Raw genomic sequence first — 12,551 nt, forward strand, 5'->3', positions numbered from 1 at the left:
TATCATCCGTGCGACGATGCGTCCGGCATCCCCGCTAAAATTGGCAGATGACTGAATTCATTCCCGAGGGCAGCCGCTTCCACGCGCTGTCGTCCCCGTTCCCGATGAAGCGCGGTGGCAGCCTGGTCGGCGCCCGCGTCGCTTACGAAACCTGGGGCAGCCTGGCCGCCGATGCCAGCAATGCAATCCTGATCGTCACCGGCCTGTCGCCCGATGCGCACGCCGCCAGCAACGCCGCCAATCCCGCCTCTGGCTGGTGGGAACCCATGCTCGGCCCGGGCAAACCCATCGATACCGATCGCTGGTTCGTCATCTGTGTCAACTCGCTGGGCAGCTGCAAGGGCTCCACTGGCCCGGCCTCGATCAATCCCGCCACCGGCCAGACCTACCGCCTGGGTTTCCCCGAGTTGTCCATCGAGGACGTGGCCAATGCCGCCGCCGAAGTCGTGCACGCACTGGGCATCAAACAGCTGGCCTGCCTGATCGGCAACTCGATGGGCGGCATGACCGCCCTGGCGGTGCTGCTGCAGCACCCGGGCATTGCCCGCACCCACATCAATATTTCCGGCAGCGCCCGTGCCCTGCCGTTCTCCATCGCCATCCGATCGCTGCAGCGCGAAGCCATCCGCCTTGATCCGGCATGGAACAACGGCGACTACGATGAGTTGCATTACCCGGAATCGGGCATGCGCATGGCACGCAAGCTCGGCGTCATCACCTATCGCTCGGCGCTGGAATGGGATGGCCGCTTCGGCCGCGTACGGCTGGATTCGGACCAGACCGATGAAGATCCGTTCGGCCTGGAATTCCAGGTGGAAAGTTATCTGGAAGGCCATGCACGCCGGTTCGTGCGCCACTTCGATCCCAACAGCTATCTCTACCTCGGCCGCTCCATGGATTGGTTCGACCTGGCCGAATACGCAAACGGCGATGTACTCGCCGGGTTGGCGAAAATCCGTATTGAACGCGCACTCGCCATCGGCGCCAATACCGACATCCTGTTCCCGGTGGAACAACAACAGCAGATCGCCGACGGCCTGCGTGCCGGCGGTGCCGATGCACAGTTCCTTGGCATGGATTCACCGCAGGGCCATGACGCGTTCCTGGTCGATTACACGCGCTTCGGCCCGGCTGTGTCGCAGTTCCTGCAGACACTACCGACAGCCGGGTAGCACCCGCGCCGACCTCCACGGCAGGCGCCCGCCAATAGATGCCTGCCGTGGCGGTGCTGCACGCTGCAACCTCCCACAACAGGAGGCCGGCCATGCCACGCTTGCTGCTTCTGCTGCTTTGCCTGAGCGGGTTGTTCCATACCGCGGCTGCTGAGCCACCACCGCTGATGCTGGCCGGGGTGTGGCAGGACGGGCCGGATGTATCGCTTTATCTTGTCAGCGAAAAACTCGATGGCGTCCGCGCCCGCTGGGATGGGCAAGTGCTGTGGACGCGTGCGGGCCACCGGGTTACGGCCCCACCGTGGTTCACCCAGGGCTGGCCCAGCCAGGTCCTGGATGGCGAACTCTGGATGGCGCGCGGCCAGTTCGAAGCGACCAGCGCGCTCATCCGCAGTAGTCCGGGCGACGCCGCGCAATGGCGCAGGCTGCGCTTCATGGCCTTCGACCTGCCCAACGCCACGGGTGGTTTCGCCGAGCGCCAAGCACAGCTGCTGCGGATGATCGCCGCACACTCCAATCCCTACCTGTCCGCCATCGCACAGCGACGCGTGCCGGATACTGAAAGTCTGTACCGCCAGCTGCGCGCGGTGGTAAGCGCCGATGGCGAAGGACTGATGCTTCACCATCAGGACAATCCCTACAGCAATGGTCGCAGCACTGGCCTGCTCAAACTCAAACTGTACGAAGACGCCGAAGCGCACGTGATCGGCTATGCCCCCGGCAAGGGCAAGTACACCGGCCTGGTCGGCGCGTTGTTGATGCGCAGCGACAGCGGCAAACAGTTCCGCATCGGCAGTGGCCTGAGCGATGCCCAGCGCGCGCACCCACCGCCCATCGGCAGCCGCGTGACCTATCGATACAACGGCCTGACCGTGCACGGCCTACCCCGCTTTCCACGCTTTCTGCGGGTGCGCGACGAACCTTGAACCGCCTCCTCCTATCCATCGAACCAATCCCCAAAAACCCGGTGGCGCCGCAAACCCGCTTTTGTAGGGGCGGCGTAAGCCGCGAAGCAAATACTCCGTCAGATCCACACATGCCAGAACCCGCAACACCATAAGCTTCGCGGCTGACGCCACGCCTACAAGTGCCTCTCGCCCAGCCTGGAAGTCTTTACAGCCTCGCGAAATTGATGCCTCTCCCGCTACACAGGCTGCGCAATACCGGCGCGAGCAACGATGCGCGCTGGGCACTTCACAGTCACACGCATTTGCGTTGCAATGGCGGCAACGAACAGGGTGGAACCCGATGCGCTACCAAGGCCGGCTGCAGGAATGGAACGACGACAAGGGCTACGGATTCGTCCTGCCCAATGGCGGTGGCGAGCGGGCCTTTGTCCATATCAAAGCCTTCGAGCAACGCTCGCAGCGGCCCAGCAATGGCATGCTGATCAATTACCAATTGCGCACCGATGAGCGCGGCCGCCTCAACGCCATCGCAGTACGTTCGGCCGCCGGCAGCAAGGCCGCCGTTGCACCGAAACGCGCTACAGCCACTGCCCGCCTGCCGCATGTCAGTCTGGGCGTGGGTGCCCTTCTTGGCCTGTCAGGGCTATGGATCGCAAAGCTTCTTCCGGACTGGATGCTGTTTGCCGTGCTCGGCATGAGTGTCATTGCGCTGGGCTTCTACCTGCATGACAAAGGCGCTGCAGCGCGCGGCGAGCGGCGGGTGCCGGAAAACACCTTGCACCTGCTTTCCCTGCTCGGCGGCTGGCCCGGTGCGCTGATCGGCCAAGGGCTGTTCCGGCACAAGACCAGCAAGCAGAGCTTCCAGTTCATGTTCTGGCTGACGGTAGCAATCAACATCGGCGCCATTGTGTTGATCGCAAGTGGAAAGATAGCGCTGCCGCAATAGTGCGAACCTCATTGCTCGCACCCGAACAAGGCCAAGCGAAACGCGGAACAGTCAGCGCCTGCCTTACCCGCCGGCAAACTGCAGGCATCGCACCACACCGCTGGAACAAGCGGAGATATTGCAACGTGTCGAATTCCATACATGCGGTAACACTCTGCACCAAACCGTATCTTCCCATCGGCCTGGCCGTACTGGCCTGCGTCTCGCCCGGCAGGTTCGCAGGCCTCTCCGGTTGGCTTGGCTTCGCCGGCTTCATGCTGTTGGCCGCAACGCTATGGGCGTCACCAACGCTGTACGCCTCCAAGCCCCGTTTCCCGCCCGGCAGACAGATGCTTCCCGCCATCTCGTTCACCGCTGCGCTGCTATTGATCATTGCCAGCGTAGTCGTCTGGGCCAGTGCCTCCTGAAGATGTGCTCTGTCGGCGACCGGAAAACGGAAGCCGGCCAGCTACCGACACCCCGCTTGGCGTGTTGCAAAATGCGAAGCGGGGCTGCAGCAACTGTACGCTCTGATTAGCTTGGTCTTGCAGCGACAGGTCAGTCGCAATCATGTCATCCGTAGCAGCGGTCTACCGCTATAGCCGGGCGTGTCCTCACCGGCATCCATCGTTCCGCCGTTCCCTGCCAGCCGACCCGCTCCGGACAACAGGAATCGCCCTGCTTTCATACAGCAGGCAGGCCGCACACATTCGTTCCGATGCTACTGGATTATCATTCGGCCTCCGATATTCCAGCACGGCATCATGGATCGAGCCCGCATGCAGTCAATCTTCCGCCTTGTTTCCCTGCAGCTTGTTGTTGTGGCTGCCTTGCTGATGGGCACGATCCCGACGGCCCCGGCGCAAACCGCCCGCAAGCCCTCGCCCTACGAATACCGGCCGGCCACCGCCGCACCCACTACTGACAACGCGCAGACCCCGGCACATCTGCCACGCATTGGCAGCCGTGATGACTTCATGCGTCTGGCACGGGTGTACAACCCCGGCACGGCGCTGGAAATGCCGCACCTGATCTTCACCATCGACCGCCGCGATCCCGCGCGCATCTACTACATCAACACGCCGCGCTATTCCCTGCATGAAACCTTCGTGCGCCGCGAACGGCTGCTCGCGCAGCTGGACAAAGCCACGCTCAATGCACAGTACAAGGACCCGCAGCGGCGCTTCCTGTTTGGCACGCTGAGCTGGCAGCGCGATCTGCCCGGCTATACCTATGAATTCTGGGAAGGTGATCAGCTCACGCCGGCCTTGTTGCGGCAGACTGACCAGCTGGTGCGTGCATCGTTCTACGAGGGCATCCGCTTCAAGACCAATTCAACGCTGCACGAACTGACCGCACGCACTGCCGGTCTGCCCTTTGTTACCCAGGAGGCGCTGCTGCGCGAACAGCGTTTCCTGCCCTTGAACACCGGTACCGCCCAAGGCCGCCTGCGCATCATCCGCTCGGTCGAACAGACGACGGATCTTTCGCCGCAGGACATCGTGGTACTGGACGAGGTTCCCATCGCGCTGCCGCCGGTAGCCGGCCTGGTCACCCAACGCCCATCAACGCTGCTGTCGCACGTCAATCTGCTGGCCAAGGGCTGGCGCATTCCCAACGTCTACGTCCGCGATGCGCAGGCTGCCCTTCGCAAATACGATCGGCAGTGGGTGGAACTGGACGTCAGCAACAACAATTACACCGTGCGGCCGATTGCCCGCCCTACGCGTACACCATCGCGTTCGGTGCAGCCGAGCGCGCGCAACTTGCCCCGCCCCGACATCTCGGTCACCGCGCTCAAGCCCCTGTCGGCCCTGCGCACCAGGGACAGCAGCCACTGCGGCGTAAAGGCAGCGAACCTGGGCACGTTGAAGTCCGCACTGCCGCCAGCAGCGCGGGTGCCTGACGGCTTCTGCGTTCCTTTCTCGCACTACCAGAAGGCGATGCAGCAGCTGCGGATCAGCGAACGCTTGGCCACCTTGCAGCAGCGCCCCGGCTTTGCCACCGATACCAAGGTGCGTCGTGACGCGCTGGCTGAGCTGCGTGCACAGATCGGCAATGCCACACCTGATCCAGCGCTGGTACGCAGCCTGCAAGCGCAGTGGCAGACCCAACTGCAGGCGCGCGGTGTATTCGTGCGCAGCTCCTCCAATTCCGAGGACCTGCCGAATTTCAGCGGTGCCGGCCTGTATACCACCGTGCCCAATGTGGTCGGCGCCGACGCGCTGGTGCGTGCGGTACAGACCGTGTGGGCCTCGGTCTACAACTTCGAGGCCTATGAAGCACGCAGTGCCGCCGGCCTGGGCCAGGACGCAGTAGCCATGGCGGTGCTGGTGCAGGTGGCAGCACCGTCGGACAGCTCGGGGGTGATGATCACCCGCGATCCTTTCGATGCAGCGCATCGCCATACCACCTACATCTCGGCCAAGCGCGGCCTCGGCATACGCGTGGTGGAAGGCAAGCGGCAGGCCGAGCAGGTGATGTACTCAAGCTGGTCCAAGGCAGTGCAGGTCCTGAGCCGCTCCGCCGAGGACACCCAATTGGTTGCCAATGCCAGCGGCGGCGTGCGCGAGGTGGCGATTGCCGGCTCACGCCAGGTCTTGACCGATGGCCTGATCGCCCGCCTGGCCGCAGTGGGCAGCCGCACCAGGCAGGCGCTGGGCGGCGCCGACCAGGATATCGAGTGGGCGGTAGTGGGGAACGACATCCTCATCCTGCAGTCGCGTCCCTATGTGGATGGCAGCAGCCGTTGACCGGCCCCAACTGGACCACCTTTGCCCAGCAGCCAATGCAATGATGCGCGCAGGTGCCAGCGACGGCCTCCTTCCTTGATCCATCATCTACCTCACGGGAACCCAACCCCCATGACCTTCTGGCTTGTGACAACTGGCGTCAGCATCGGGTTCGGCTGGATCGCCAGCAGGGTGTGCCAGCGGGCCTGGCTTGCCGTTGTGATTGCAGCCCTGCTGGGCGGACTGCTCGCGCCCTGGCTCGGCCTGCGCTTTGTCTGGGACGTCACCGGCCACCGCGATGCGCAGGATGGCCTTGCCTTTCTGATCGGCCCGCTGGTGAGCGTGCCGGTCGCCTGCATCGCGGCCTACGGTTTCCTGCGTTGGCGTCGCAGCAGAGCGCGCTGATGAGCCGCGCCACCGGTTGACCGCGCTGATCGCGCGGCCAAACCGGGCAGCCCCGTCCTGCCCCGGTTACTGCTGACTCAAACGTCCGTGCTGCAGCCGATACTCGCGCTGCACCACGCCCTCGGGCAAGGGGTCGTGGGTGATCATCAACAGGCTGCGCTGGCCAACGGCCGCAGCAAAATCAATCAACAAGGCATGCGCGGTATCCACATCCAGGCCTTCGGTCGGCTCATCCAGCACCATGATCGGCGCATTGCGCAGCAAGGCGCGCGCCAGGGCCAAACGCCGCGCCTGGCCTGCCGACATGGTAGCGCCATTCTCGCCAACCCAGGCCTCAAGCCCACCTTGCTGCTGCGCCCAGTCATGCAGACGCACCTGCGCCAGCACGTCCCATAGCGCAGTGTCACTAGCCTGTAGATCACCAAGCCGCAGGTTCTCGGCAATGCTGCCGGCAAACACCGGTGCGCCCTGTGGCAACCAGGCAATCTGCCGATACCACTGATCCTGTGCGAACTCGCGCAGGTCGATGCCACCAAAGCGCACGCTGCCCTGCTGCGGATCCCACAGCCGCAGCAGCAGGGCGGACAATGTGGTCTTGCCACAACCGCTGTCACCACGGATCGCGATGCGATCACCCGGTGCCAGCTGCAGGTCCACACCATCGAGCAAGCGCCGTGTTTCACCCGGCCAGGCAAACACCACCTGCTCGAATGTCACCGCAACCGCACCTTCCGGCACCACACGCGGCTGCGCAGGCTCCTGCACCGCAGGCGGCTGGTCGACGATCTGCCGCAGCCGCTTGCCGGCGACCCGCGCCGACTGCAAGGCCTGCCAGGCAATGCCGCTGCCTGCAGCCACTTCCAGCAGTGCAACGGTCAGGAATACCAGCGTAGCCGCGAACGGCGCTTCCACCTGGCCAGCCTGGAATGCCGACAAGGCCAGCCACAGCATCGCCAGCAAACCGAGGCCGGCGATGGACGAATGCAGCACGTTGCCGCCGATCAGCCGACGCCGACGGCGTTGGTCGCTGCGCGCCAGCTGCTGCGCCGCGGCGTCCACGCGCAGGACCCAGTCGTCGCGCGCATCCAGCGCGGTCAGGTCGGCCACGCCTTCCAGCCCTTCAAACGCCAGCGTGCGCAGGCTGGCGCGCTGACGCGCGCGCGTGGCCTCGACCGCATCACCACGGCGTACCGCAAACACCGGCACGCCGATGCCGACCAGCAATGCAAGCACCAGCAACAGCAGCGCGGCCGGCCAATAAATTAGACCCGCAGCCAGCACCGTTGCCAGTGCAATGCCGGCCAAGGCGAGCAAGGGACTGATGGCACGCACCATCAAACCATCGACTTCACCGATGTCGGTGATCAGCCGTGCCAGCAGTTCGCCGGTACGGCTGCTGCCCAGGCGCGCGGGCGCCAACGGCAGTGCGCGTTGGAAGAACCACACACGCAGGTCGCGGGCGATGCGCAGTGTCGCGTCGTGGCCAACCAGCTTTTCGAAGTAGCGCGACACGATCCGCGCCATCGTCAATGCGCGGATGCCGGCCGACGGCGAGAAGAAGTTGAAACTGCTGCCCATGCCAAGGGCGCCAGCCAGCGCCGCGGCGGTAAGGAAGCCGCCGGACAGACCGAGCAGGCCAACCCCGGCCAACATGGTGGTGAACAGCAGCAGGGTTGCCAACGCCAGGCGCCAGCGGTGGCGCTTGAAGACCTCGCGCATCGTCCGGGGCTTGTTCATGCGCGCTCTCCCTGCGACTGCTGCAGCAAGGCCTGCAGGTCGATGACGGTGTCCGCCCAACGCATCGCAGCCACACTGTGGGTCGCCATCAGCACCGTGCGGCCCCGCGTATGCGCGGCCAGGGCCTGCAGCAGATCGGCTTCGGTCTGCGGATCAAGGAAGGCGGTGGGCTCATCGAGCAAGAACAGGTCCGGCTCCAGCAGCAACAGCCGCGCCAAGCCTATCCGCCGAGCTTCACCGCCGGACAGGCCGAAGCCGCGCTCGCCGATCACCGTATCCAGACCCAGCGGCAGGTGCTGGGCGAAACGCATCACCTGGGCCACTTCGGCCACCGCCTGCAGCCGCGCCGCGCTCACTGCCGGGTCGGCCAGGCGCAGGTTGTCGGCAATGCTGCCGTGAAACAGGTAAGGCCGCTGCCCGGCGTAGCCGATGCGCACGCCATCGCGGACCACGATACGGCCATCGCGTGGTGGCAGCCAGCCGGCCAATGCTTCCAGCAAGGTGCTCTTGCCGCTGCCGCTGGGGCCAACCAGCGCGAGCCGCTGCCCATCGGCGATCTCCAGCGAGAACCCGCGTAGCACGTCATGCGCCGCGCCTTGCGGCCGCAACGTAACCGCCTGCACCGCAACCAGCGGTGCGTGCAGCTGTGCCGGTTCGGGCGCCACAAGCGGGGCGACGGCCACATTGGCAACGGCCGCCTCCTGCTCATCGGCAAGCAGGCGCTCGACCTCGGCCGCTGCTGCCAGCGCATTGGCACGGTCGTGGTAATGCGCGGCCAGACGCCGCAGCGGCGCATAGAACTCCGGTGCCAGCAGCAGGCAGAACATGCCGGTGCCCAAGGTGGGCACCACCGAATGCAGCGACATCAGGCCCAGATAACTCAGTCCCAGGTACAACGCCACCATCGCCACGCTGACCGAGGCGAAGAATTCCAGCACGGTCGAGGACAGGAAAGCGATGCGCAGCACCTTCATGGTGCGCACCCGCACGCCATCGGCAGCGGCGGCAACGCCTTCCAGTTCGGCCTCGCCGCGCCCGTACAGGCGCAGCAGCCCCAAGCCCTTGATGCGGTCGGCAAAGTGGCCACTCATGCGCGCCAGCTCGCCCAGTTGGGCCCGGCCGGCGGCCTCCGCGCCCCAGCCGACCAGCATCATGAAGAACGGTACCAGCGGGGCCGTGAAGATGAAGATCAGCGCCACCACCCAGTCCACATAGGCCACGGCAACCGCAATCAGCACCGGCACCACCACCACTTCCACCCGCACCGGCTGGAAACCGGCGTAATAGCCCTCGATGGCGTCGCCATGTGACAACAGCAGCTCGCCCAGCTCACCACTGCGCTGACGCCGCAGCCACAGCGGTCCGCGCGCCATCAGCCGCCGGTAGACCTGCTCGCGCAGGGCCAGCTTGGCGGTGTCGGCCACCCTGCCGGCGGCGCCCTGTGCCACCCCGCCCAACAGGCTGCGCAACAGTAGAACTACTGCCAATACCCAGAAACCGTGAACTACCTGTACCCAATCGCGTTGTTCCACGACTATGCTCTGGATCAACCAGGCAATCGCGCCCGCCTGGACGATCAGCAGCGCACCGGACGTACAGACGGCCAGGGCCGCCAAACGCTGCTGCGAGCGGGCGCCGGATGCCAGGCTCGCCAGCCATTGCTGTTGCTGGCGGCGTTGCTGCTGCTCTGCATTGGGATGTGGAACTTCGCTCAAGACTGATAACTCAGGGGAAGGAGAACTACATGATTGTAAGCAAGCCGTACCCCGCCTGCCGGTCCCGCACCATCGGTGTTCGACAGCCAGCCCACATTGATCCAGATCAAGGCATTGGCAGGGATGAACAGGGAGTATCGCTGCCATAGAACCCCTCCCCGCCACACCATGACGCCCAATTCCGACGAGGTAACCAGGCCATGATCGACTCAACAGTCGTAGAACTGTCACGTCTACAGTTCGCGCTGACCGCGATGTACCACTTCATATTCGTCCCGCTCACGCTGGGGCTCTCTTTCATGATCGCGATCATGGAGAGCGTCTATGTGATGACCGGCAAGGATGTCTGGCGCCGGATGACCCTGTTCTGGGGCGTGCTGTTCGGCATCAACTTCGCCATGGGCGTGGGTACCGGCATCGTGATGGAATTCCAGTTCGGCATGAACTGGTCCTATTACAGCCACTATGTGGGTGACATCTTCGGTGCGCCGCTGGCCATCGAGGGCCTGATGGCGTTCTTCCTGGAAGCCACCTTCATTGGCCTGTTCTTCTTCGGCTGGGGCCGCCTGTCCAAGGTGCAGCATCTGACCGTGACCTGGCTGATGGCGCTGGGCACCAACCTGTCGGCGCTGTGGATCCTGATCGCCAACGGCTGGATGCAGTACCCGGTGGGTGCGGTGTTCAACCCGGAAACGATGCGCATGGAAGTGGTGGATTTCGCCGCCGTGCTGCTGAACCCGGTGGCCCAGGCCAAGTTCGTGCACACCGTTTCGGCCGGTTATGTGGCTGGCGCGATGTTCGTGATGTCCATCTCGGCCTTCTTCATGCTGCGCGGCAAGCACCGTGAAATTGCCCGCCGCTCGTTCGCGGTGGCGTCGGCCTTCGGCCTGCTGGCATCGATCTCGGTGGCCGTGCTGGGCGATGAATCCGGCTATGCCACGGCGGAAAACCAGAAGATGAAGCTGGCCGCCATCGAGGGCATGTGGCACACGCACCCGGCACCGGCACCGTTCACTGCCTTCGGCATCCCGAACCAGCAGGAACAGCGCAACGACTTCGAGGTGCAGATTCCGTACGTGATGGGCCTGATCGCCACGCGTTCGCTGGATGAAGAGATCCCCGGCATCCTGGACCTGGTCAAGCAAGCCGAAGGCCGCGTCAAGGGTGGCCAGATCGCCTACGCCGCACTGGAGCGCATCCGCGCCGACAAGAGCGACGTGGAAGCCCGCGAGATATTTGACCGTCATTGGCAGGATCTGGGCCACGGCCTGTTGCTGAAGCGTTACCGCGACGACATCGAGAACGCCACGCCTGAGCAGGTTGCCCAGGCCGCGCTGGACACGGTGCCCACGGTTGGCCCGCTGTTCTGGACCTTCCGCATCATGGTCGGCCTCGGCATCTACATGATCGGCTTCTTCGCGCTGGCCTTCTATTATTCGTGCCGCAACAACTTCGAGCACAAGCGCACCTTCCTGCGGGTGGCCCTGTGGTCACTGCCGGCACCGTGGATCGCCATTGAATGCGGTTGGTTCATCGCCGAGTACGGCCGCCAGCCGTGGGCCGTTGATGGTGTGCTGCCGACCTTCTATGCCGCTTCCGGGCTGGCCGTCTACGAAATCCTGGCAACGCTGGTCGGCTTCACCGCGCTGTACACGGTGCTGCTGGTGATCGAAATCAAGCTGATGCTCAAGGCCATCCGCAAGGGCCCGGACGAAATCCTGCCCTCGCTGCAGCACCCGGCCGTCGCAACCCACCACGCCAATGCCCCCGGCAACGGCCAGGCATAAGGCAGGAGAACACTCATGGAATTCATTCTTCTGGACTACACAACGCTACGCGTGATCTGGTGGCTGCTGCTGGGCATCCTGCTGATCGGCTTCGCGGTAATGGACGGCTTCGACCTTGGCGTTGGCACCCTGCTGCCGTTCGTGGCCAAAACCGATGAAGAACGCCGGCTGGTGATCAACACCATCGGCCCGGTCTGGGAAGGCAACCAGGTGTGGCTGGTGCTCGGTGGCGGTGCGATCTTCGCCGCCTGGCCGCCGCTGTATGCGGTGAGTTTCTCCGGGTTCTATCTGGCGATGTTCCTGATCCTGTTCGCACTGATCCTGCGCCCGGTCGGCTTCAAGTACCGCAGCAAGTTGCCTTCCCAGCGCTGGCGCAACAACTGGGACAAGGCGCTGTTTGTCGGCGGCTTCATACCGGCGCTGATCATGGGCGTTGCAGTCGGCAACGTGTTGCTGGGCGTGCCGTATCACTTCGACGACACCCAGCGCGTGTTCTATACCGGCAACCTGTTGGGCCTGCTGACCCCGTTTGCCCTGCTCGCCGGCCTGGTCAGCGTGGCAATGCTGGTCTCGCACGGTGCGGCAATGCTGGTACTCAAGACCAATGGCCCGGTCGCCGAGCGTTCGGCAAAAATCGGCAGCATCGCCGCCATTGCCTCGTTCGTGCTGTTCGCCCTGGCCGGTGCCTGGGTTGCCTTCGGCCTGCCGGGTTACCAGATCACCTCGCAGATCGTGACTGACGGTGCCAGCAATCCGCTGCTGAAGACCGCCGAGTTCTCGGAAGCGGGCGGCTGGTTGCACAACTACAGCACGATGCCGGCCACGATCCTGGCGCCGGTGGTGGGCCTGCTCGGTGCGCTGGCCAGTGCGGTACTGCTGCGCAAGCGCCGTGGCGGCCTGGCTTTCCTTGCCTCGGGCGCTTCCATTGCCGGCATCATCCTCACCGTCGGCTTTGCGATCTTCCCGTTCCTGCTGCCCTCCTCCACCAGCCCGGGCTCCAGCCTGACGGTATGGGATGGCTCGTCCAGCCACCTGACGCTGTGGGTGATGCTGCTGGCCACCGTGATCTTCCTGCCGATCATCATCGCTTACACCACCTGGGTGTACCGCGTCATGAAGGGCAAGACCACGCTGGAAGAGATGGGTGAAAACCCGAACGCCTACTGATCC

Annotated in this window: 10 protein-coding genes; 8 read left to right on the forward strand and 2 right to left on the reverse strand. The window is 64.4% G+C overall.

Features of this window, described 5'->3' with window-relative positions:
* Positions 1-47: 47 nt before the first annotated feature.
* The 6 genes from metX to BCV67_RS02215 all read left to right on the forward strand — a co-directional run bounded on the left by metX (position 48) and on the right by BCV67_RS02215 (position 6,142).
* Positions 48-1,172 (forward strand): homoserine O-acetyltransferase MetX, encoded by a 1,125-nt coding sequence (metX, locus tag BCV67_RS02190; protein WP_062166284.1) that lies wholly within the window; start codon positions 48-50, stop codon positions 1,170-1,172.
* Positions 1,173-1,264: 92 nt separating this feature from the next.
* Positions 1,265-2,098 (forward strand): DNA ligase, encoded by an 834-nt coding sequence (locus BCV67_RS02195; protein ID WP_062166285.1) that lies wholly within the window; start codon positions 1,265-1,267, stop codon positions 2,096-2,098.
* 322 nt (positions 2,099-2,420) lie between these two features.
* Positions 2,421-3,026 carry a DUF1294 domain-containing protein gene (locus BCV67_RS02200; protein WP_062166286.1) on the forward strand — a complete coding sequence of 202 codons (606 nt, stop codon included), beginning with the start codon at positions 2,421-2,423 and terminating at the stop codon, positions 3,024-3,026.
* Between the two features lie 125 nt (positions 3,027-3,151).
* Complete coding sequence (locus BCV67_RS02205) at positions 3,152-3,433, forward strand: hypothetical protein (RefSeq protein ID WP_065868011.1); 282 nt, start codon at positions 3,152-3,154, stop codon at positions 3,431-3,433.
* A 351-nt stretch (positions 3,434-3,784) separates the two neighbouring features.
* Complete coding sequence (locus BCV67_RS02210) at positions 3,785-5,758, forward strand: PEP/pyruvate-binding domain-containing protein (protein WP_062166287.1); 1,974 nt, start codon at positions 3,785-3,787, stop codon at positions 5,756-5,758.
* A 111-nt stretch (positions 5,759-5,869) separates the two neighbouring features.
* Positions 5,870-6,142 (forward strand): hypothetical protein, encoded by a 273-nt coding sequence (locus tag BCV67_RS02215; RefSeq protein WP_062166288.1) that lies wholly within the window; start codon positions 5,870-5,872, stop codon positions 6,140-6,142.
* Positions 6,143-6,208: 66 nt separating this feature from the next.
* On the opposite strand, the gene cydC is transcribed toward BCV67_RS02215, so the two are convergent.
* Both cydC and cydD read right to left on the reverse strand, forming a co-directional pair.
* Positions 6,209-7,879, reverse strand: coding sequence for a thiol reductant ABC exporter subunit CydC (gene cydC, locus BCV67_RS02220; RefSeq protein WP_062166289.1), 1,671 nt, complete (start codon positions 7,877-7,879; stop codon positions 6,209-6,211).
* Entirely contained in the window at positions 7,876-9,594 is a 1,719-nt protein-coding gene (cydD, locus tag BCV67_RS02225) for a thiol reductant ABC exporter subunit CydD (protein WP_062166290.1), read from the reverse strand. The genes cydC and cydD overlap by 4 nt, the downstream gene beginning before the upstream one ends.
* A gap of 200 nt (positions 9,595-9,794) precedes the next feature.
* On the opposite strand from cydD, the gene BCV67_RS02230 reads away from it, so the two are divergent.
* Positions 9,795-11,381: a cytochrome ubiquinol oxidase subunit I gene (locus BCV67_RS02230; RefSeq protein WP_062166291.1), complete on the forward strand. Its 1,587-nt coding sequence runs from the start codon at positions 9,795-9,797 to the stop codon at positions 11,379-11,381.
* Positions 11,382-11,396: 15 nt separating this feature from the next.
* Positions 11,397-12,548: a cytochrome d ubiquinol oxidase subunit II gene (cydB, locus tag BCV67_RS02235; protein ID WP_062166292.1), complete on the forward strand. Its 1,152-nt coding sequence runs from the start codon at positions 11,397-11,399 to the stop codon at positions 12,546-12,548.
* Positions 12,549-12,551: the final 3 nt, after the last annotated feature.

Origin of the sequence: Stenotrophomonas nitritireducens (assembly GCF_001700965.1) — a bacterium.
Taxonomy (GTDB): Bacteria; Pseudomonadota; Gammaproteobacteria; order Xanthomonadales; family Xanthomonadaceae; genus Stenotrophomonas; species Stenotrophomonas nitritireducens_A.

Bases quoted from the DNA above. Each gene is read 5' to 3' on its own strand.
- BCV67_RS02210 (WP_062166287.1), top strand. From the start codon at position 3,785: ATGCAGTCAATCTTCCGCCTTGTTTCCCTGCAGCTTGTTGTTGTGGCT.
- cydC (WP_062166289.1), bottom strand. From the start codon at position 7,879: ATGAACAAGCCCCGGACGATGCGCGAGGTCTTCAAGCGCCACCGCTGG.
- BCV67_RS02195 (WP_062166285.1), top strand. From the start codon at position 1,265: ATGCCACGCTTGCTGCTTCTGCTGCTTTGCCTGAGCGGGTTGTTCCAT.
- metX (WP_062166284.1), top strand. From the start codon at position 48: ATGACTGAATTCATTCCCGAGGGCAGCCGCTTCCACGCGCTGTCGTCC.
- BCV67_RS02200 (WP_062166286.1), top strand. From the start codon at position 2,421: ATGCGCTACCAAGGCCGGCTGCAGGAATGGAACGACGACAAGGGCTAC.
- BCV67_RS02230 (WP_062166291.1), top strand. From the start codon at position 9,795: ATGATCGACTCAACAGTCGTAGAACTGTCACGTCTACAGTTCGCGCTG.
- BCV67_RS02215 (WP_062166288.1), top strand. From the start codon at position 5,870: ATGACCTTCTGGCTTGTGACAACTGGCGTCAGCATCGGGTTCGGCTGG.
- cydB (WP_062166292.1), top strand. From the start codon at position 11,397: ATGGAATTCATTCTTCTGGACTACACAACGCTACGCGTGATCTGGTGG.